This window comes from Phenylobacterium sp., assembly GCF_030651755.1.
GTDB lineage: Bacteria > Pseudomonadota > Alphaproteobacteria > Caulobacterales > Caulobacteraceae > Phenylobacterium.
On the sequence record NZ_JAUSBZ010000009.1, the window covers coordinates 1 to 19,965 of the forward strand.

Below are 19,965 nucleotides of genomic sequence, written 5' to 3' on the forward strand. Positions count from 1 at the left end.
GGTGCTGACGAAGGAGAGCGCCAGACGGCCGGCCTCTCCGTCCCGCAGTCTTCGCGCGATATCCGGCAGGGCGGCCAGTTCGGCCAGCGCTGAACGGACATGGGTGAGGAGCTGCGCCCCAAACGGCGTCAGCGCGACGCTGCGCTTGGTGCGGGAAAAGAGCTCCGCGCCCAGCTCTCGCTCCAGAGCCTGGATCGACTGGCTGAGCGGCGGCTGGGTCATGTTCAGCCGTGCGGCGGCCCGCCCGAAATGCAGGGTCTCGGCCACGGCCTCGAAGTGTCGGAGCTGACGGACATCCATCACTCATATCTACCGCGACCTAAAAGCGCCTGAAAAGTATATTTCTCTCGCGGGACGCCGGCCGCTATGCGGGAGGCGACCCATAAGGACGCCGCCCATGCCCGCCTATCGCTCCCGCACCTCGACCCACGGCCGTAACATGGCCGGCGCCCGCGGCCTGTGGCGCGCCACCGGCATGAAGGACGGCGACTTCGGCAAGCCGATCATCGCGGTGGTCAATTCCTTCACCCAGTTCGTCCCGGGCCACGTCCACCTGAAGGATCTGGGCCAGCTGGTCGCTCGCGAGATCGAGCGGGCCGGCGGGGTGGCCAAGGAATTCAACACCATCGCGGTGGATGACGGCATCGCCATGGGCCACGACGGCATGCTCTACAGCCTGCCGTCCCGGGAGCTGATCGCCGACAGTGTCGAGTACATGGCCAACGCCCACTGCGTGGACGCGCTGGTCTGCATCTCCAACTGCGACAAGATCACGCCGGGCATGCTGATGGCCTCCCTGCGCCTGAACATCCCCACCGTCTTCGTCTCCGGCGGGCCTATGGAGGCCGGCAAGGTGGTGATTGACGGCAAGGAAGTGGCGCTGGACCTGGTGGACGCCATGGTCGCCGCGGCCGATGAGTCCGTCAGCGACGCCGACGTGGCCGCCATCGAGCGCGCCGCCTGCCCCACCTGCGGCTCCTGCTCGGGCATGTTCACCGCCAATTCCATGAACTGCCTGACCGAGGCCCTGGGCCTCTCCCTGCCGGGCAACGGCTCGACGCTGGCCACCCATGCCGACCGGGAGCGCCTGTTCCTGGAGGCGGGCCACCTGATCGTCGACATCACCAAGCGCTATTACGAGCAGGAGGACGACAGCGTCCTGCCGCGCAATGTGGCGAGCTTCCGGGCCTTTGAGAACGCCATGAGCCTGGATATCGCCATGGGCGGCTCGACCAATACGGTCCTGCACCTGCTGGCCGCCGCGCACGAAGCGGAGATCGACTTCACCATGAAGGACATCGACCGGCTGTCGCGCCAGGTGCCCTGCCTGTCCAAGGTGGCCCCGGCCAAGGCCGATGTGCACATGGAGGACGTCCACCGGGCCGGCGGAGTCATGGCCATCCTGGGCCAGCTGGAGCGCGGCGGCCTGCTGCATACCGACCTGCCCACCATCCATTCCAAGAGCATGGGTGAGGCCCTTGAGCGCTGGGACATCAGCCGCACCGAGAGCGAGGCGGTCCAGACCTTCTTCAAGGCCGCGCCGGGCGGCGTGCCCACCCAGGTGGCCTTCAGCCAGAGCCGCCGCTGGAAGGAGCTCGACCTGGACCGCGAAGGCGGGGTGATCCGCAGCGTCGAGCACGCCTTCTCCCAGGATGGCGGCCTGGCCGTGCTGAGCGGCAACCTGGCCGAGGACGGCTGCATCGTGAAGACGGCGGGCGTCGACGACAGCATCCTGGTCTTTTCAGGTCCTGCCCGGGTGTTCGAGAGCCAGGACGACGCCGTCAGCGCCATCCTGACCGGCAAGATCGTGGCCGGCGACGTGGTGGTGATCCGCTATGAGGGCCCCCGTGGCGGGCCGGGCATGCAGGAGATGCTCTATCCCACCAGCTATCTGAAATCTAAGGGCCTGGGGAAGGCCTGCGCCCTGATCACCGACGGGCGCTTTTCTGGCGGCACCTCGGGCCTGTCGATCGGCCATGTCTCTCCCGAAGCGGCCGAGGGCGGCCTGATCGGCCTGGTGGAGAACGGCGACCGGATCGAGATCGATATTCCGGGCCGCACCATCCGCCTGGCGGTGGATGACGCCGTGCTGGCCGAGCGCCGCGCGGCCATGGAGGCCCGGGGACCTGAGGCCTGGCATCCTGGCCCGCGCAAGCGGAAGGTCACGCCGGCCCTGCGGGCCTATGCGGCCTTCACCACCAGCGCCGCCCGCGGCGCCGTGCGGGACGTGGATCAGAAGCGCTGAGGCGCCCTTATCTGGCCACGTCCGGGGCTGAGGCTCGCGGCATGAAACCCGCAGCCTTCACCGCAGCCCTGCTCGCCGCCGCCTACGGGGGGTCCGCCCTCGCGCAGGACGGTCCCATCGCCACGGGCCGCACGGGCGATCCGCCGAGCGCTTCGGCCTCGGCGGCCCCGCTCGGCCAGGATCCGGAGCCGACCGTGCGCGCCGAAGCACCCGGCGACTGGGCCCGCCGCGTGATAGCCGGCGAGCCCGCCCCTGAGGCGGTCGCCCAGGCGCAGCAGGGGCGATGCCCGACCCGGGTCGACAACCAGCCCCATGGCCAGGTCTGGGGCAGCGTCGGCACCGGCGGGTACCGTGAAGTCGGCGGCGTCGTCACCCAGCCCATCGGCGACTGCGCCACCGTCACCGTCGGCATGAGCCGCACCGAAGGCCGGTTCGCCGGGCCCCGTTACCGGTAGTCGGTTTCGGGGCGGCCTGGAGATTCCGTTGTGCGTCCGAAGGCGCTAGACTGGTCCCGCGCAGACCCAGGAGCCTCCATGTCGTCCAGCACGCTTCCCCGCCGCAGCCTCATTCTCGGCGCTGGTCTTGTCCTGACGGCGCCGCAATTGGCGTTGGCCCAGGGCGCCAAGCCGCGCGTGACCATGAAGACGGCGCAGGGAACCATCGTCATCGAACTGGAGGACCAGAAGGCGCCCCTGACCAGCGCCAACTTCCTGCGTTATGTGGACGCCAAGGCCTATGACGGCGGCCAGTTCTTCCGCGCCGCCCGCAGCGACTGGGCGCCCACCGAGGGGACCATCGTCGCCCAGCCCCCGGCCACGGCCAGGCCCTTTCCGCCGATCCGGCATGAGAGCACGACCCTGACGGGCCTCAGTCACACCCACGGGACGATCTCCCTGGGCCGGTTCGCCCCGGGCACGGCCACCAACACCTTCTTTATCTGCCTCGGCGACCAGAGCTTTCTGGACGCCCGCCCCGATCAGCCGGGAGACAATCTGGGCTATGCCGCCTTCGGCAAGGTCGTCTCCGGCCTGCCCACCGCCCAGAAGATCCTCGCCCAGCCCACCGGTGGCGAAACAAAGTTCGCCGATCAGAAGGACCAGTGGCTGAAGACGCCGGTCATCATCGAGACCCTGCGGCGGGTCTAGGAGCGCCTTCCCATAGGTGAGAACCGGTTATCCGAGCAAAACGCGCGCTCGCTCGAGGGGCGAGGTCTTGCGGGGCAGGACGCGGGGGCCTAACCCTTGGCCATGGCGTTGATGCGCATCCTGCTGCTCGTGCTCTTGACCCTCGGCCTTGGACTCTCGTCCGTGGCCCGAGCTGCGCCCACGCACGCAGTGACGCCGCCGCCTTGCCATGAGGCGATGGTGATGCCCCCCGATGAGGTCCGCGGCGCGGGGATCACCCGACCCTTCGAAGGCGCACAAGGGGGCTCGACTGAGGCCCCCCTCAGTCCGGACCGGTTGATGAGCTGCTGCATAGGGTGCGCGCCGGCCCCGGTTCTGTTGCCTGGCGCATTGATTGGGGCGAGCCCCCGTGTGGAGTCCCTGCAGGTCTTCCAGACCGCCTCGCCGCGGCTGGTGGGCCTGGCCGTGCCCCCTGAACCCGGACGGCCCCGCCCCTTCGCCTGAAGACCACGACCGCCACGCGTCCCGGCTCCGGGCGTGTCTTCACGCGAACAGATTTTCAAGGCGCTCACATGATGCGACCACTCCCCCGCGGCCGCGGCGCGACAGCGTCCGCCACCGCCCTGACCTTCGCCGCCCTGACCTTCGCCGCCCCGGGCGGTCTAGCCCAGGCCCAGGATATGGCGGCCGATCCCCATGCCGGCCACCACAGCCCAGCCCCAGCCGCCCCAGCCGCCCAAGCCGACCCTGTCGATCACGCCGCCATGGGTCATGGATCCATGGACCACGCGGCCATGGGCCACGGGCCTGAGCACGGGGCGATGACCAGCGCCCTTGGCCCCTATCCCATGAGCCGGGACGCCTCAGGCACGGCCTGGCAGCCGGACCTCAGTCCGCATATGGGCCAGATGATCCCCCTAGGCGGCTGGCAGGCCATGGGCCATGTCCTGCTGAACGGCGTCTATGTCGACCAGGGCGGTCCCCGCGGCGGCGACAAGGCCTTTGTGGCCGGCATGATCATGGGCATGGCCCAACGCCCGGTGGGGCCAGGCGTGCTGAGCCTGCGGGCCATGCTCAGTCCCGACCCGTTCATGGGCAAGTCCGGCTATCCTCTGCTGCTGGCCGCCGGCGAGACCGCCGACGGGGTCAATCTGCTGGTCGACCGGCAACATCCGCACGAAGCCTTCATGGAGCTGTCAGCCAGCTACAGCCTGCCGCTTTCGTCCCGCTCCAGCCTCTTCATCTATGGCGGCCTGCCAGGGGAGCCCGCCTATGGCCCGCCGTCTTTCATGCACCGCTTCTCCGGCCTCGATAGTCCCGAGGCGCCCATCAGCCATCACTGGATGGATTCCACCCACATCACTTTTGGCGTCCTCACCGCAGGCCTTGTGCGCGACGACTGGAAGCTGGAAGCCTCGGCCTTCCGCGGCCGCGAGCCGGACGCCCAGCGCTGGGACATCGAGACCGGCCCGCTGGATTCCTGGTCGGCGCGGGTCTCCTACAACCCCGCGCCCAGTTGGGCCCTGCAGGCGAGCTACGCCGACATCCATAGCCCAGAAGCGCTTGACCCTCATCACGACGAGCGTCGCCTGTCCCTCAGCGCCGCCTATGCCAGGCCTGTCGGGGACGATGGCCTGCTGGCTGTGACGGTGGCGGCGGTACGAAAGGACGTGGTTCCCGGCGATGTCCTGTGGGCGGGCCTGACAGAGGCCGCCTACAGCCCCGATGACCGCTGGACCTTCTTTGGCCGGGCCGAGCAGGTGGATCAGAACGAACTGGCCGGCCATGGCCACGGGGAGACCACCCGCGTGGCCCGGCTGTCCCTCGGCGCCATCCACGACTGGCGGATATCGCCCCGGGTGAAGATCGGCCTGGGCGCCCTGGTCAGCGCCTTCGACATTCCCGGCGCGCTGGGTGATGACTACGGCGATCCGCGCGGCGGCATGGCCTTTGTCCGCCTGAAGATCGGGTGACCGGTCCGCGGGCGCTTCTGGGGCAAGGTCCCGGAGGCGCCCGTGGCCAACCCTGCTGCGCAACAGGCCCGCAAGGTCTAGTCTCGCCCCTCAACACGGCCAAGGCTCCCGTCATGTGCAATGAGTATCAGAAGCGGATCGCCCGCGGCCCGCTCACCGAGCGTTTCTCCGAGATCAACATCCCCATCCGCTGGGCCGACGCCGAACCCAATCGCGACCTGGACGAGCCGATCCGCCCCACCGACCGGGCGACCATCCTGCGCGCCGTTGATCCCGGCGATCCCTCGGCCGGGCTGGAGGGGCTCGAGATGCGCTGGTGGCTGGTGCCGGCCTTTCACCGCGGACCCCTGAGCGCCTGGCGCAATCTCTGCACCAATGCGCGGATCGAGACGGTGGACACCGCGCCCACCTTTCGCGAGGCCTATCGGCGCAGACGTTGCCTCGTGCCCCTGACCAGCTTCATCGAGTATTCCGAGCCGCCTGGCTGGAAGAAGGGCAAGCCCAAGACCCGCCACGAGATCGCCTGGGCCGACGAGGATGTGCGGGTCTTCGCCGGCCTGTGGGAGCGGTCTGAGCCGCAGGACCAGCCTGGCGGCCTGGAGAGCTTCGCCTTCGTCACGGGCCTGGCGCCCGCCGACATCGCCCCCTTCCATGACCGCGCCCCGCCAACGCTCAGCCTGGCCCAGGGCCTGGCCTGGCTAGACCTGGAAGGGCCCGGCAAAGCGTTGCTGGAGGATCTGCCGGGCTCAGGCGCCTATGTGGTCACCGAGAGCCCCCGGGAGCAGTTGATCTCCCCGGAGATGCGCCGGCTGCTCTGACCGAGGCGCGAGACGCTCAGGTCCCAGGGGGCGCCGGCTTGGCCGCGCGGCAACGATCGGAACAGTACTTCACCTGATCCCAGTCCCGCGCCCACTTCCTGCGCCAAGCGAAGGGTCGGCCGCAGGCGACGCAGACCTTGGTCGGCAGGTCGGCCTTCTGTCGCATCCGCGCCATGACGGCCTTCAGTCCTGGCCCAGGCCGGCCGGCGCGGGGTCGACCATCTGGGCCACCATGTCGCGCAGGGGCGCCCGCGCGCTCAGGCGGATGGCCAGCAGAGCCATGCCGCTCACCTTGCGCTGGACGAACAGGGTCTCGGCCGGGGGCGCGTGCCAGGCGGCCCGGTCTGCGGCGATGGTCTCGGCCTTCTGTCGCACCTGCTCCACAAAGGTGCGGTCGGCGAAATCGAACAGGCCCGGCCGGCCCAGGTGACGCAGCAGGACCCCGATCATCTCATCGATGGCGGGGCCATGGCGCTGAAGCAGGACAGGCGAGAGAAAGCCCGCCTCCACCAGCGCCAGGCACAGGGCCGGCAGGTCCTCTGACAGCCCCGCCTGCGCCACTCGGCGATAGGCGCCCGCAGTATGGTCGCTCACCGCCATGGCCGCGCCGAAGTCGAGCAGCACGATCTTCTGGCTTCTCGCCTGCCAGCGGTAGTTGGCGAAGTTGGGGTCGGTCTGCATGTAGCCGAACGCGAACAGCTCGCGCAGGGCCAGGCCGATGAGGGCCGCCATGGCGCCGTCGCGGACCGCCTGAGGGGCGGCCTGCAGCGTCTCGATGGGCTCGCCAGGGATGAAATCCATGGCCAGCACCCGCTCACGGCAGAAATCCTCCACGGGTTCTGGCACGATGAAGGCCGGCTCATCGGCCAGAAGGGCGCGGTAGCGACGCATCTGGTCGGCCTCGCGGAGGTAGTCCGCCTCCTCGCGCAGCTGGCGCTTGGCGTGGGCCAGCAGCGGACCGATGTCGAGGCCGCCGGGCAGCAGGCCGGACATGCGAAGCAGGCTGGCCACATTGTCCACATCGGCGTCGATGCTGGCGGCGACGCCCGGATACTGCACCTTGATGGCCAACAGACGCCCGTCGCGCAGGGTGGCGCGGTGAACCTGGCCGATGGAAGCCGCGGCGATCGGCGTGGTCTCGAAGTGTGCGAACCTCTGGCGCCAGTCCGCCCCCCACGCGCCCTTGAGAACCCGGTGCAGCTGGGCGGGGGGCATGAAGTGAGCCGCGTCCCGCAGCCGCCCCAGGATCGTAGCAAGTTCCGGCGGCAGAACGTCGCCGCCGTCCATCGAGATCATCTGGCCGAGCTTCATCGCCGCGCCGCGCAGGCGCGACAGCTGTTCGGTCACCCGCAGGGCGTTGGCCGGCGTCAGCATCAGGTCGGAGAGCTGCGGGCGTTGGCCGTCCGCCAGACGGCGGGCCCCCTCGGCGATCATCCCGCCGGCCACCCCCCCGGCCAGCTGGCCGAAGGACGCCAGGCGCGCCATCCGTCCCGACGGCACCTTGCGATAGCGAGATTGAGTCATGCCAGCTGATCCCTTGCCCCCAGCCCAGGAAAAGCTCGCTGCCGAAATCGACGCGACCTCTCACTCCAACGGCGTAGACGGCCTTCACCGGCGATGTGGTGACGCGCTCAGAACTTGGCCAGGGCGCGCAGATGTCGCGGCGGGAAAAGGCGTTGAGGGTCTAGAGCTTCGCCGTCGCGAATGTGCGCGACGGGCTTGAAACCTTGGCTGGGGAACTAGGACTCGAACCTAGAACGACGGTACCAAAAACCGCTGTGTTACCATTACACCATTCCCCAGCAGGAACGGCAGCGGAGGGTGTCCCCCCGCGGCGAGGGCGTGGGAATAGCAAAAGCCGATTCCAGATGCAACGGCCGTCCGGTCGCTTGCGGCGCCCAAACCGCTCCTCTATAAGGCCGCCTCCAAGTCGGAGTGTGGCTCAGTCTGGTAGAGCACCGCGTTCGGGACGCGGGGGTCGCAGGTTCGAATCCTGCCACTCCGACCATTCCTCCCGCCGCCCTGCGGCGGGCGTGTTTCCCCCCCGCAATAGCAAGCCTGTGTGAAGCGCCGTCCGCCGGGCGCTAAACGTCGTTGAGGCTCCAGTCATAGTCGTAGCCGACGATCCCTGGACGGCTATCAAGGACCGCGCGCAGGGACGGGTCGGCAAAGGTCGCCAGATGCGCCAGGATGGCGGCGTCGCCGCCGCCGAAGTCCGTTCGGTACCATCTGTAGATGGACGAGAGCACCAGTCCCCTGGGGGTGATCCGAACACCGCGGGGGTGATTGACATAGGCGCGGGCCGCCCGGTCCAGATCAACGGCCAGGGTGTCGCCGCGCCAGGTGCGCGCCATCAGGTCAGGACATCCGAGCGAGGCGCAGTTCAGCGCATAGTGAATCCGCGGGTCGCCAAAACCTCCGCGCAGAATGCGATTTTCGATATCGTCCAGCGACAGGCGTTCACCATCCACGGTCAGGGTCTTGGCCTTCCAGGGGCCTACGGAGACCAGGGTCGGCCTGATCGCCCGGATCGATCGGACAGGATAGGCGTCCAGGACCACCCTCAAGGTCTCGGCATTGTAGAGATTGATCCAGAAGGCCATCCTCTGCTTTTCCGACAGGATCTTTGGCCAGACCGCCTGCAGAGTACGAATATAGCCGCCCAAGGTTTCCCGATCCGCCGGGGCGGCGCGCCAGACGGCGTAATCCACGCGATTGATCCCGTCCTTTCCCGTTCGGACATAGCGGGCCAGCAGACGGTCGAAGGCGGCGTCGCCGACCGGGGCGCCCAGGGCGGTGCCCGGTCTCCCACCGACAGCCAGGGCGGCCAATCCCAGGCCCAGCAAGCTACGCCGCACCATATCGGGTTGTGCCGGATTCATCGTCTCTCCCTCCGCGGCGCGCACGTTAGACGGGTCCACGCGACTCAAGAAGGTTCGGTCGATCTGCCGAAACGGTTGCGTCCGGGCCAGTTTTTTGGGACGATCTCATGTCGCCCAGAAAGTTTTTGGGGGCCTTCCTGCGGGGAGGCGCCAAGAAACTTTCACCCAAAATGCAGGGATTTGTTTGCCAGAGACCGTTCTATGGGTACAGGGTGCGGCGCAAGCTACAGGAAATGAGCAAACTATGACGACCGGAACAGTGAAGTGGTTCAACGCCACGAAGGGCTATGGCTTCATTCAGCCCGATGATGGCGGAGCCGACGTGTTTCTCCACATCAGCGCCGTTGAACAAGCGGGCATGAGCTCGGTGAACGAAGGCGACAAGCTTTCCTTCGAACTCGAGAAGGACCGTAAGTCGGGCAAGATGTCCGCCGGCCAGCTCCAGAAGGCCTAAAGGATACGGGCCCCGGTCGGCGACGGCCGGGGCTTCGACCTTTATTGATATTGAGGCGCGACGGGACCTTCCCGCCCCTCTAGTCTGGCGTCCATGGTCGCCGGCTCCAGTCTGCCCTCCCCTCCGCTCTTGATTACCGACCTGGCCAAGAGCGTGCCGGGCGGTCGTGTGCTGTTCGCGGGTCTGAACCTGTGCATGGCGCCAGGCGAGATCGTCGCCATCATGGGCGAATCGGGTGTCGGCAAGTCCACCCTGCTGAATCTGTTCGCCGGCTTGGATCAAGCCGATCGCGGACGCATTGAGATTGACGGCGTCGATCTCGCGGCCCTGAACGAAGAGGCCCGCACCGGCCTGCGGCGGGATCGGATTGGCTTTGTCTTCCAGGCCTTTCACATCCTGCCTCACCTGACCCTGGCTCAGAACGTGGCCCTGCCCCTGGTCCTCGCCCGCCAAAGACAGGCCCATGCCCTGGCTGAGGCCAATCTCATGCTGGGCCAGGTGGGCCTGCCGGGCCGCGGGGGAGACTTCCCCGCCCAGGTTTCCGGCGGCGAGATGCAGCGAATCGCCCTGGCTCGCGCCCTGGTCCACAGCCCCGCCCTGGTGCTGGCTGACGAGCCGACCGGCAATCTCGATCCTCAGACCGCCGAGACGATCCTGACCCTCTTGTGCGACCGGGTCCGGGCTTCAGGCGCGGCGGCGGTGATCGTCACCCACTCAGAACGGGCGGCGGCGGCGGCCGACCGGGTCCTGACCCTCACCGCCCAGGGACTCGCAGTCCATGGGGACTAGGCCTGGCCTCAGTCTCCAGATGCTGGCCTGGATGGTGCTGGGTGAATGGCGGGCCCAGCCCGGCCGCGCCCTGGCCGCCGTCCTGGCCATTGCCGTCGGGGTGGGGCTTGGCCTGGCGGTCCACCTGGTCAACCGCTCGGCCCTGGACGAGTTCGCCGGCGCCGTCCGCAGCGTCAGCGGCGCCGCCGATCTCCAGATTCAGGCGGCCAGTCGCACAGGATTTGACGAAAACCTCTACCCGCAACTGGCCCGCATGGAGGGCGTAGCCTCAGCCAGCCCCCTGGTGGAGCTAGACGCCCGGATCGAGGGTGGCGAGCGGCTCACACTTCTGGGCCTGGACCCGCTAAGGGCGTTCTCTGTCACCCCCAACCTGTTGGGCCGTCCCATTGCTGGTGACGCCGCGGGAGGGGTGACCACGGCCGACGCCCTGTTTGACCAGGAAGTCATCACCCTGTCCGCCGCGGCTCTGCAACAGTCTGGCCGGCAGGTGGGCGAACGGGTGCAGGTCAACGCCGCCGGACAGAGCGCTGAGTTTCGCATTGTCGGGGTGCTGGAGGGGATCAGCGGCGATCGCTCCCTGGGGGTGATCGACATCGCCGCCGCCCAATGGCGGTTCGAACAGCTCGGACGTCTGCAGCGCATCGATCTGCGCCTCGCGCCCGGCGCTGACCGCCGGTCCGTAGAGGCCAGCGTGCGCGCGCTGTTGCCGGCCGAGGCGGCCCTGGTCACGCCGCAGAGCGAGATGCGCCGGACCGAGAGCCTGTCGCGCGCCTACCGGGTCAATCTCCAGATGCTGGCCCTGGTGGCCCTGCTGACCGGCGGCTTTCTGGTCTATTCGGCCCAATCTCTGTCCGTCGTCCGTCGTCGGCCGCAGTTCGCGCTCCTGAGGGTGCTTGGCCTGCCGGCCCGCGGCATGCTTCACCAGGTGCTGATCGAAGGCGCCGTCCTGGGACTCATCGGCGCCGCCCTCGGGGTCGCCCTGGGCGCAGGTCTGGCCGAGCTGGCCCTTCGCGTGCTGGGGGGCGACCTGGGGGGCGGCTATTTCAGCGGCGGCCGGCCACCTCTGGCGTTCACCCCGCTGGCGGCCCTGGTCATATTCGGTCTCGGGGTGACCATCGCCCTCCTGGGCAGCCTGCTGCCCGCCCTGCAGGCGGAGCGGACGCCGGCCGCCGTGGCGCTCAAGTCCGGCTCCGGCGAGGCCGCCGATGTGGGAGGGTTGCGTCCCCCCTGGATCAGCCTTGGCCTGCTGGCCGCTGGGGGAGTCGCCGCTCTCGGCCCGCCCGTGGGGGGCGTGCCCCTGTTCGGCTATGGCGCCATCGCCCTGATCCTGGCTGGAGGCGTGGGCGCCATGCCCTGGCTCGCCCGCGGGCTCTTGTCTCCCCTCCGCAATCTGAACCATCCCCCGCCCTCCATCGCCCTGGCCATCGCCCGCCTGTGGGGGGCTCCGCGGCAGGCGGCGGTCGCGCTCAGCGGCATCGTCGCCAGCACAAGCCTGATGGTGGCCATGGCGGTGATGGTGACCAGCTTCCGCGGCTCCGTCGAAGAGTGGCTGACCCAGATATTGCCGGCTGATCTCTATATGCGCCTTGAGCCCGGCCTGGCCCTCGACCCCGCCGCCCAGTCCAGACTGTCCGCCGCGCCTCAGGCCGCGGCCGTGGAGTTTCGCCAGAGCTTCGCCCTGCGACTCAATCCCGACCTCCCGCCCATTCAGGTGAGCGCCCGTGGTCGGCCTGGGGCCGGCGCGGGGGAGAATTTGCCCAGCGCCGGCGCAACGGCGGAGAGGGACGGTATTCCTGTGTGGATCTCTGAGCCCATGGCCAGGCTCTACAAGCTGAGTCCCGGGGACACCCTTGTCCTGCCTGTTGCGCCGGACGCCGGACCGGAAGTGTTCGTAGCCGGAGTCTGGCGGGACTATTCCAACCAGTTCGGGGCCCTGCTGATGGACCAGGCCGCCTATAGCGCCCTCACCGGCGATCCAGATCGCGCGGAGGCCTCCATCACCCTGGCGCCGGGGGTCTCGCCAGCCGCCGCCATACCCGCCCTGCGGGCGCGCCTGCCGCCCGCCCTGGCGGCCGGCGCCGACTTCGCCGAGCCCCGGGAAATCCGCGCGATCGCGCTGCGGATCTTCGACCGGTCCTTCGCGGTCACCTACGCCCTGGAGGCCATCGCCATCCTGGTCGGCTTGGCTGGGGTGGCGACGACTTTCTCGGCCCAGACCCTGGCCCGGCGCAAGGAGTTCGGCATGCTTCGCCACGTGGGCGTTCAACGGGGTGAGATCGTGGGCATGCTGGCTGCCGAAGGGGCGCTGCTGGGCGTCGTGGGCGCCCTGGCAGGTCTGACCCTTGGCGTGGTCATGAGCCAGGTGCTGATCCACGTGGTCAATCCGCAGTCCTTCAACTGGACCATGGAGACCCGGCTGCCCTGGGCCTTGATGGCGACCCTGGGGGTGGCCCTGGTGGCCACCTCGGCCGGAGCCGCCGTCCTGGCGGGCCGCGGCGCCTTGTCGAACACCGCAGTTCAGGCCGTTCGGGAGGACTGGTGATGATCGGAAGACGCGCCCTGGCCGCCCTGATCGGCGCCGGTCTTGTCCTGCCGTCGTCCCGGGTCTTCGCCCAGGGGCGCGAAGCCGTGGTCTTCGCGCCTGTCACGCCGGGGCGTCGACTGATCTTTCCGGCCGATCATGGCGCCCATCCGGCGTTCCGGACGGAGTGGTGGTATGTCACCGGCTGGCTGGAAGACCGGGGTCAGGCCCTGGGGTTTCAGATCACCTTCTTCCGCGTGCGCACCGGGGCTGACCCGCGCAATCCCAGCGCGTTCTCGCCCCGGCAGATCATCTTCGCCCATGCGGCCATCTCCGACCCTGCCCTTGGCCGGCTGAGCCACGCCCAGCGGATCGCCCGGGAGGGCTTTGGCCTGGCCCAGGCGAAGGTGGGCGATATGGACCTGATCCTGGATGATTGGCGCCTCCGCCGGGACCGTTCTGGAGTCCTTCAGGCCAGGGCGGGCGGCGAGACCTTCACCCTCGCCCTCGCGCTGGCTCCGACCCAGCCGGTCCTGCGCCAGGGGCAGGCGGGCTTCAGCCGCAAGGGGCCAGGGCCTGACCAGGCCAGCTACTATTACAGCCTGCCGCACCTGAAAGTGTCCGGCGTCCTGACCCGGGACGGCGTTCGCCGGGAGGTGACCGGCGAGGCGTGGCTCGACCAGGAATGGTCCTCCACCCTGCTGGACGCCCGGGCGGTGGGCTGGGATTGGGTCGCCCTCAACCTGGAGGATGGCGGCGCCTTGACGGCGTTCGAGGTTCGCGACGCGGCCGGCAAGGCGGTGTGGGCCGGCGGCTCCCTGCGCACAGCCACAGGCGACCTGTCGATCTTCGGGCCTCAAGATGTCCGCTTCACCACCCGGCGGCGGTGGAGCTCGCCACGGACCGGCGCCCGCTATCCGATCGCGCGGGACGTCGAGGTGCGCAGCACCGGAGGGACCCGCGTCTGGCGGCTGGAACCCCTTTTTGATGATCAGGAACTCGACAGTCGACCCATCGGGCCGGTCTATTGGGAAGGCGCCGTGCGCGCGCCGGGCGCTCGAGGCTATCTGGAACTCACCGGCTATGACGCGCCCCTGGCGCTCTAGGATGATGCTACGGCCGCACGCTGGGGTGATGGTCGCCATGGGGGACAGGAGGGGTCGATGGCCTACTGGCTGCTGAAGTCCGAGCCGGACGTATTCTCCTGGGACGACCTCGTCGCCCGTGGCGCGGACGGAGAGCCCTGGAACGGGGTGCGCAATCACACCGCCAAGCTCAACATGATGGCGATGAAGCGCGGCGATCAGGCCTTTTTCTACCACTCCCAGGCCGGCAAGGAGATCGTCGGCGTCTGTGAGGTGATCGCCGAGGCCTATCCCGATCCGACCGACGCTAAGGGCGTCTTTGTCTGTGTCGATGTGCGGGCCGTCCAACCCCTGCCCCGGCCCTTCACCCTGGCCGAGGCCAAGGCTGACCCGGCCTTGAAGGCCATGTCGCTGGTCACCTCCTTCCGGCTCTCGGTGCAGCCGGTGACGGAGAAGGAGTGGGCCCACATCCTGACCTGCGCCGGCGCGCCCCAGAAGGGTTCGCGATGACCGGACGCGCGCGTCTTCGGCTCGCGGCGATTGTCCTGCTGCTGGCCGCCATCGCTGCGGTCGCCCTGGTGATGAGCCGGCGGCCGCCGGAGGTTGCAGTCCTGACCCTGCGCCCGCAGGCCACCGAGCTGGTCCTGGCCGTGGTCGGCCGCGTCCGCCCGCTCGATCTTGTGGAGGTGCGCTCCCCCAATCCCGGGCAGGTCATCGAATTGCTGGCCGATGACGGGGATCAGGTGGTCAAGGGCCAGCCGCTCGCCCTCATCCGCGCGGCGGTGGAAGAGGCTCAGACCGAGGCCGACGCGGCCCGGGTCCGCGCCGCCCAGGCTGAGACCGCCGAGGCCAGGCTCGCCTATCAGCGGACCGAGACCCTGGCCCGTCAGGGCTTCGCCGCCCAGGCCGCCCTGGACCAGGCCCGGGCCAGGCTCCGTTCGGCCGAGGCCGCAGTCGCCGCCGCCCAGGCCACCGCGCGGGCGTCAGCCGCCCGCAGCCGGGAGTTCGTCGTCCGTGCCCCTATGGCCGGGATCATCCTGGTCCGGCCTATCGACGGCGGGCAGGTGGTCACCCCGACCACGACCCTGTTCGAACTGGGCTCCCTGGACGGCGTGGAAATTCTGGCCGAGGTGGACGAGGCCTATGCTGACGCCCTGCGCCCCGGCATGGTCGCGCGGGCCGCCGCGTCCGGCGCGGAGACCCGGTTCGAGGCCGTGGTCAGCGAGGTCTCGCCCAAGATCGACTCCTCCACCGGCGGACGTCAGGTCAAGGTTCGACCCCAGGCCGCCGTGGCTCTGGCGCCCGGACGCTCGGTGGACGTGACCATCGTCGTCGAGGTGCGCGACGGCGCGCTGGTCATTCCCCGCCAGGCCGTGGTCGACGCCACGACGGCGCCCAAGGCCTATGTCCTTGATGCTGAGGATGTGGTCGTGGCCCGGAACATCCTCATCGCACGCTGGCCGTCCCAAGGGGCGATCATCGAGCAGGGCCTGGCCCCAGGCGACCGGGTGGTGCTGACGCCGGCCGGTTTGCGCCCGGGGGACAAGGTGGCGCCAGTCTCGCCGCCGGATGCGGGCTGAGCCATGTTCGCCCTCAAGGTGGCCCGACGCTACCTCACCTCAAACCCCGCCCAGACTGTCCTGCTGGTCACCGGCGTGGCGCTGGGGGTCACGGTTTTCATCTTCATCACCGCCCTGATCGAGGGACTCGCGGTGCGGCTGACCGACCAGGTCACGGCCAACAGCGCGCATGTGACGCTTGAGCCCCCCACGCGCCTGGCGGAGATCCTACCCGGCGATCCGGCGGTGCGAACCGAGGGCGTGGCCCTGGTCTCTACCTTCCAGCGCCGCCAGATCCGATCCTGGCGCTCCACCGCCGAACTGATCACCCGCCAGCCGGGGGTTTCGGCGCTCAGCCCGCAGATCAGCGGCAACGCCTTTCTGGTCAAGGGCGAGTCGGTGCAGCCGGTCTCTGTGACCGGACTTGAACCGGAGGGTCTCGACGCCATCACCCCGATCACCCCGAACCTGGTCTCAGGCCAAGGCGCGCTGGGGGCCGACGGCCTGCTGATCGGGACGCAGCTCGCCGAGGACCTGGGCCTCACCGCCGGCCAGCCGGTGCTGCTGCGCACCGACCGGGGGGGCGAACGCCTGCTGACCGTGCGCGGCATCTACAAGACTGGGTTGCAGAGCCTGGATTCCCGGGTGGCCTTCCTGTCCCTGCAGACCGCACGCCCGCTGTTTGACCTGCCCGAAGGGGTCACCAATATCGAGATCAAGCTGGATGATCCCGGGCGGGCGCGGGAGGTGGCCGAGTTTCTGGCCGGCGCCACGGGCCTGCGCGCCACCCCCTGGCAGGACAAGAACCTGAACCTGGAGGACGCCCTGGAGGCTCAGGGTAGGACCGGGACCCTGATTCAGATCTTCTCGCTGATCTCGATCATCATCGGGGTGGCCAGCGCGCTGGTCCTGTCGGCCTATCGCCGACGCAGCGAGGTGGGAATCATGCGCGCCTTCGGCATATCGGGGGCCTTCATCGTGGCGGTCTTCATGCTGCAGGGGCTGTTGATCGGGCTGGCGGGCGGCCTGCTGGGGTGCGTCAGCGGCTATGGGCTCTGCACCTTCCTGGCCTCCCTGACCGATGCGGAAGGAAATGCGCCCCTGCCGATCGCGCCGGAAAGGGGCGGCTACGTCGCGGTGTTGATCCTGACCACCATTGGCGCGGTGCTGGCCTCGGCCTTCCCGGCGAGGTCAGCCTCGCGGATCGATCCCCTGGAGGCGATCCAGCAATGAGTTCCGTCCTGCAAGCCCGCGGCGTCGTCATGACCTTTCGCAATGGCGACGAAGAGACCGAGGTGCTGCGCGGGATCGACGTGGATCTGGCGGCCGGCGAGCTGGTGGCCCTGGTCGGCGCCTCAGGCTCTGGAAAGTCGACCCTGCTGTCGATTCTCGGCCTGTTGCTGCGGCCTACCGCCGGCGATATCGAGATCGCCGGCCAGCGGGTCGATGATCTGAACGAGAAGGCCCGGGCGGCCTTTCGCAATCAGCGCCTGGGATTCGTCTTTCAGTTCCATCACCTGCTGCCGGACTTCACGGCCATGGAGAACGTCGCCTTTCCGGCCGCCGCCCCGGCGGGCGGTATCTCCCCGGAGATGCGCAAACGCGCCCTGTCCCTGCTCGACCGGGTCGGCCTGGCGGATCGCGCGAACTTCCCCGCCACAAGGTTGTCGGGGGGGCAGAAGCAGCGGGTGGCCATCGCCCGGGCGCTGATGAACAGGCCCGACCTGGTGATCGCCGACGAGCCCACCGGCAATCTCGACCTCCGATCGGCAGGCCAGGTCCTGGATCTCATGGGCGAGGTCAATCGCGAGGACCGGGCGACCTTCCTGATCTGCACCCATGACGAACACGTCGCCGCCCGCTGCGACCGCCGGATTCAGCTGGTGGACGGGCGGGTGCAGGCCGAGGGCGACGGATCAATCAGTCTCACTGATCGTTAGGCAGCCTGGCGAAACGGGTGAGGTGATCAAATGCCGTGGTTGAACAGGTGGCGGCAGAGCGCGCTTTCCCCTGCGGCCGCCCGCGCCGCCTTCGATACCCTGCCGCCGGTCACCTTGCCCGAGGTGCTCGGAAGCTGGCTGGGAGAAGAGCTGCCGACCGGCCATCCCCTGGATGGCCTGCTGGCCGGCTATGGCTGGAAGGGCAAGCGGTTCACATCGGCCGACGCCGTAGATCCCCTCGTGTTCCACCAGGGGTCAGGAGACGTGGCGGCCAACCCGGCGCTGATTCCCTTGGGCCTTCCGCTCGCCTGGCCCGGCCTGGCGCGATCGGCGCCGGCGCGGCGGGTCTTCAGGGCGCTGCTGCCGGTGCTGGCCACCCGCCGACCGAAGGCAAGGCTTCGGGCGGTCTCGCATCGGGGACAGGTCTCCACCGCCATGATCTATGACGACCTGCCGATCATCGATCACTTCCGCAAGGTCGACGGGGGACGACTTCTGGGCCTGATGGACCTGCGCCACACCGAGCAACCCTACTTCTTCCTGCTGAGCCGAGAGTCCGGCAAACTCTGATCACACCACCCGGATACCTGGCGCGCCGGCGACCATCCGACCCACGACGGCCGCCGCCTCAAAGCCCAGTTCGCCCAGTCGCGCGGTGAGCCCCGGCAGCGCGGCCTCATCCAGGGCGATCAGCAGTCCGCCGCTGGTCTGGGGATCACACAGGATGTCGCGGCGCCATTCGGGAAAGTCCTCCGGCAGGAAGACCGCCTCACCATAGCTCCCCCAGTTGCGCCCCGAAGCGCCGGTGCGGACGCCAGCCTGGGAAAGGGCTTCCACCCCGCTCAGCAGGACCGGCGCCTCGGCGCGGATCTCGGCGGCGAGGCCCGCGCCACGGCACATTTCCAGGGTGTGACCCAGAAGGCCGAAGCCCGTGACATCTGTCACCGCATGCACGCCGGCCAAGCCCCCCAACTCAGCCCCGATCCGGTTGAGCTGAGTGGTGGAGGCGATCAGAGCTTCATAACCTGCGGCGTCCAGTCGTTGCTGCTTGAAGGCCGCGCTCAGCACGCCGACCCCAAGCCCCTTGGTGAGCAGCAGGATGTCGCCGGCCTTGGCCGTGCGGTTGGTCATCACCTGATCGGGATGGACCAGGCCCAGGGCCACCAGCCCATAGATCGGCTCGACGCTGTCGATGGAGTGGCCGCCGGCCACCGGGATGCCGGCCTGCGCGCAGACCGCCGCCCCGCCCGCCAGGATTCCTGAAATCTGCTCGGTGGAGAGCTGGCCGATGGGCATGCCGACGATGGCCAGCGCGAAGATCGGGGTCGCCCCCATGGCGTAGACGTCGGAGATGGCGTTGGTCGCCGCGATCCGCCCGAAGTCATAGGGATCGTCCACCACCGGCATGAAGAAATCGGTGGTGGCCACCAGGGCCTGCTGATCGTTAAGCCGCCACACGGCCGCGTCGTCGGAGGTCTCGGTCCCCACCATCAGGTTCGGGAACAGGGCCGCCTGGGGCACGCCGGCCAGGATCTCCCGCAGGACGGCGGGCGACAGCTTGCACCCGCAGCCGCCGCCATGGGCCAGATCGGTCAACCGCACCTGCTGCGCCATCGGGTCGTGTCCTTGTGTCGGAGAGTCGGCGGATCGTTGTATAGCACCGGGGCGGAGGCGGGAGCGCGCTATGCCAGGATTTGACGTGACCGAGGCGGTGAGCGCCGCCGACCTCGCCCGCTATGACGCGGTCATCGATGTGCGCAGCCCCGCCGAGTTCGCCCTCGACCATGTGCCCGGCGCCGAGAACCTGCCGGTGCTGGACGACCAGCAGAGGGCCGAGGTGGGGACCATCTATGTCCAGGAGTCCCGCTTCCTCGCCCGGCGGATCGGCGCGGCGCACGTGGCCCGCAATATCGCCCTCCACCTGGAGACCGCCCTGGCCGACCGGCCGGCCAGCTTTCGCCCGCTGATCTATTGCTGGCGCGGCGGCCAGCGATCCGAGGCCATGGCCACCATCCTGTCGCAGGTGGGATGGCCGGTCACCCTGTTGCGCGGGGGCTACCGAACCTATCGCCGGCGGGTGACCGCCCGGCTGTACGACACGCCCCAGGTCCTCAAGCTCCTGCTCATCGACGGCCATACGGGGTCGGCCAAGACCGAAGTCCTGCACGAGCTCGCCAGGCTCGGGGTCCAGACCATCGACCTGGAGGGCCTGGCTGAGCATCGCGGCTCCCTGTTCGGGGCGCTGGCCGGACGGCCGCAGCCGAACCAGAAGCTGTTTGAGTCTCGCCTGCTCCAGACCCTCGACGCCCTTGATCTGACGCGGCCGATCGTCGTGGAGGCCGAGGCCAGCAAGATCGGCGACCGTATGACCCCGCCGGTCCTGTGGCAGGCCATGCAAACCGCGCCGCGGATCGTCCTGGAGGCCCCCCAGGCTAGCCGGGCGCAGTATCTGGCCGCCGCCTATGGGGACATCTCCGCCGATCCCGCGGCCCTGGAGGCCGCGTTCGACCGCCTGCCCGTGACACCGAGCCCGGAACGGCGGGCGAGCTGGCGGGAATTGATCGCGGCGGGCGCC

Annotated in this window: 21 protein-coding genes and 2 tRNA genes; 17 read left to right on the forward strand and 6 right to left on the reverse strand. The window is 69.0% G+C overall.

Features of this window, described 5'->3' with window-relative positions; genetic code table 11:
• A partial coding sequence (locus Q7V15_RS00410; protein WP_304752788.1) for a LysR family transcriptional regulator occupies positions 1 to 300 on the reverse strand: 300 nt, incomplete at its 3' end.
• A gap of 97 nt (positions 301 to 397) precedes the next feature.
• On the opposite strand from Q7V15_RS00410, the gene ilvD reads away from it, so the two are divergent.
• The 6 genes from ilvD (at position 398) to Q7V15_RS00440 (ending at position 6,160) form a co-directional block, all read left to right on the forward strand.
• Positions 398 to 2,245: a dihydroxy-acid dehydratase gene (ilvD, locus tag Q7V15_RS00415; RefSeq protein WP_304752790.1), complete on the forward strand. Its 1,848-nt coding sequence runs from the start codon at positions 398 to 400 to the stop codon at positions 2,243 to 2,245.
• A gap of 41 nt (positions 2,246 to 2,286) precedes the next feature.
• Entirely contained in the window at positions 2,287 to 2,700 is a 414-nt protein-coding gene (locus tag Q7V15_RS00420) for a hypothetical protein (protein WP_304752793.1), read from the forward strand.
• 78 nt (positions 2,701 to 2,778) lie between these two features.
• Complete coding sequence (locus Q7V15_RS00425; RefSeq protein ID WP_304752796.1) at positions 2,779 to 3,390, forward strand: peptidylprolyl isomerase; 612 nt, start codon at positions 2,779 to 2,781, stop codon at positions 3,388 to 3,390.
• A 96-nt stretch (positions 3,391 to 3,486) separates the two neighbouring features.
• The gene (locus Q7V15_RS00430) at positions 3,487 to 3,873 is read left to right on the forward strand and encodes a hypothetical protein (RefSeq protein ID WP_304752798.1); all 387 of its coding nucleotides are present in this window, start codon (positions 3,487 to 3,489) and stop codon (positions 3,871 to 3,873) included.
• Positions 3,874 to 3,941: 68 nt separating this feature from the next.
• A complete protein-coding gene (locus tag Q7V15_RS00435; protein WP_304752801.1) occupies positions 3,942 to 5,342 on the forward strand; it encodes a hypothetical protein in 1,401 nt (466 codons plus the stop codon).
• Positions 5,343 to 5,455: 113 nt separating this feature from the next.
• On the forward strand, positions 5,456 to 6,160 hold the full coding sequence (locus Q7V15_RS00440) for an SOS response-associated peptidase (RefSeq protein ID WP_304752803.1): 705 nt from the start codon (positions 5,456 to 5,458) through the stop codon (positions 6,158 to 6,160).
• A 16-nt stretch (positions 6,161 to 6,176) separates the two neighbouring features.
• On the opposite strand, the gene Q7V15_RS00445 is transcribed toward Q7V15_RS00440, so the two are convergent.
• From Q7V15_RS00445 to Q7V15_RS00455, 3 genes are all read right to left on the reverse strand, one after another.
• Complete coding sequence (locus Q7V15_RS00445; protein ID WP_304752805.1) at positions 6,177 to 6,335, reverse strand: DUF2256 domain-containing protein; 159 nt, start codon at positions 6,333 to 6,335, stop codon at positions 6,177 to 6,179.
• An 8-nt stretch (positions 6,336 to 6,343) separates the two neighbouring features.
• Positions 6,344 to 7,684 (reverse strand): AarF/ABC1/UbiB kinase family protein, encoded by a 1,341-nt coding sequence (locus Q7V15_RS00450; RefSeq protein WP_304752806.1) that lies wholly within the window; start codon positions 7,682 to 7,684, stop codon positions 6,344 to 6,346.
• Positions 7,685 to 7,888: 204 nt separating this feature from the next.
• Positions 7,889 to 7,962: transfer RNA gene (locus Q7V15_RS00455), tRNA-Gln, on the reverse strand.
• A gap of 129 nt (positions 7,963 to 8,091) precedes the next feature.
• Here Q7V15_RS00455 and Q7V15_RS00460 point away from each other — a divergent pair.
• A tRNA-Pro gene (locus Q7V15_RS00460) sits at positions 8,092 to 8,168 on the forward strand.
• A 76-nt stretch (positions 8,169 to 8,244) separates the two neighbouring features.
• On the opposite strand, the gene Q7V15_RS00465 is transcribed toward Q7V15_RS00460, so the two are convergent.
• The gene (locus Q7V15_RS00465) at positions 8,245 to 9,042 is read right to left on the reverse strand and encodes a DUF547 domain-containing protein (protein ID WP_304752808.1); all 798 of its coding nucleotides are present in this window, start codon (positions 9,040 to 9,042) and stop codon (positions 8,245 to 8,247) included.
• Between the two features lie 244 nt (positions 9,043 to 9,286).
• On the opposite strand from Q7V15_RS00465, the gene Q7V15_RS00470 reads away from it, so the two are divergent.
• The 9 genes from Q7V15_RS00470 (at position 9,287) to Q7V15_RS00510 (ending at position 17,960) form a co-directional block, all read left to right on the forward strand.
• Positions 9,287 to 9,496, forward strand: coding sequence for a cold-shock protein (locus Q7V15_RS00470; protein WP_293316660.1), 210 nt, complete (start codon positions 9,287 to 9,289; stop codon positions 9,494 to 9,496).
• Between the two features lie 93 nt (positions 9,497 to 9,589).
• Positions 9,590 to 10,285, forward strand: coding sequence for an ABC transporter ATP-binding protein (locus tag Q7V15_RS00475; RefSeq protein WP_304752810.1), 696 nt, complete (start codon positions 9,590 to 9,592; stop codon positions 10,283 to 10,285).
• The gene (locus tag Q7V15_RS00480) at positions 10,275 to 12,827 is read left to right on the forward strand and encodes an FtsX-like permease family protein (protein WP_304752812.1); all 2,553 of its coding nucleotides are present in this window, start codon (positions 10,275 to 10,277) and stop codon (positions 12,825 to 12,827) included. Before Q7V15_RS00475 ends, Q7V15_RS00480 begins: the two co-directional genes overlap by 11 nt.
• Positions 12,827 to 13,912 (forward strand): carotenoid 1,2-hydratase, encoded by a 1,086-nt coding sequence (locus Q7V15_RS00485; protein ID WP_304752814.1) that lies wholly within the window; start codon positions 12,827 to 12,829, stop codon positions 13,910 to 13,912. The genes Q7V15_RS00480 and Q7V15_RS00485 overlap by 1 nt, the downstream gene beginning before the upstream one ends.
• A 57-nt stretch (positions 13,913 to 13,969) precedes the next feature.
• Positions 13,970 to 14,401: an EVE domain-containing protein gene (locus Q7V15_RS00490; RefSeq protein WP_304752816.1), complete on the forward strand. Its 432-nt coding sequence runs from the start codon at positions 13,970 to 13,972 to the stop codon at positions 14,399 to 14,401.
• On the forward strand, positions 14,398 to 15,471 hold the full coding sequence (locus tag Q7V15_RS00495) for an efflux RND transporter periplasmic adaptor subunit (RefSeq protein WP_304752818.1): 1,074 nt from the start codon (positions 14,398 to 14,400) through the stop codon (positions 15,469 to 15,471). The genes Q7V15_RS00490 and Q7V15_RS00495 overlap by 4 nt, the downstream gene beginning before the upstream one ends.
• Positions 15,472 to 15,474: 3 nt before the next feature.
• Positions 15,475 to 16,683, forward strand: coding sequence for an ABC transporter permease (locus Q7V15_RS00500; RefSeq protein WP_304752821.1), 1,209 nt, complete (start codon positions 15,475 to 15,477; stop codon positions 16,681 to 16,683).
• Positions 16,680 to 17,390 carry an ABC transporter ATP-binding protein gene (locus tag Q7V15_RS00505; RefSeq protein WP_304752824.1) on the forward strand — a complete coding sequence of 237 codons (711 nt, stop codon included), beginning with the start codon at positions 16,680 to 16,682 and terminating at the stop codon, positions 17,388 to 17,390. Before Q7V15_RS00500 ends, Q7V15_RS00505 begins: the two co-directional genes overlap by 4 nt.
• A 30-nt stretch (positions 17,391 to 17,420) precedes the next feature.
• Positions 17,421 to 17,960, forward strand: a complete 540-nt coding sequence (locus tag Q7V15_RS00510; RefSeq protein WP_304752826.1) for a DUF4334 domain-containing protein — start codon at positions 17,421 to 17,423, stop codon at positions 17,958 to 17,960.
• Here Q7V15_RS00510 and selD read toward each other — a convergent pair whose 3' ends face one another.
• Positions 17,961 to 19,004 carry a selenide, water dikinase SelD gene (selD, locus tag Q7V15_RS00515; RefSeq protein WP_304752830.1) on the reverse strand — a complete coding sequence of 348 codons (1,044 nt, stop codon included), beginning with the start codon at positions 19,002 to 19,004 and terminating at the stop codon, positions 17,961 to 17,963. It abuts the gene before it with no gap.
• Positions 19,005 to 19,074: 70 nt separating this feature from the next.
• Here selD and mnmH point away from each other — a divergent pair.
• The coding region (mnmH, locus tag Q7V15_RS00520) for a tRNA 2-selenouridine(34) synthase MnmH (RefSeq protein ID WP_304752833.1) at positions 19,075 to 19,965 on the forward strand (891 nt) is incomplete at its 3' end.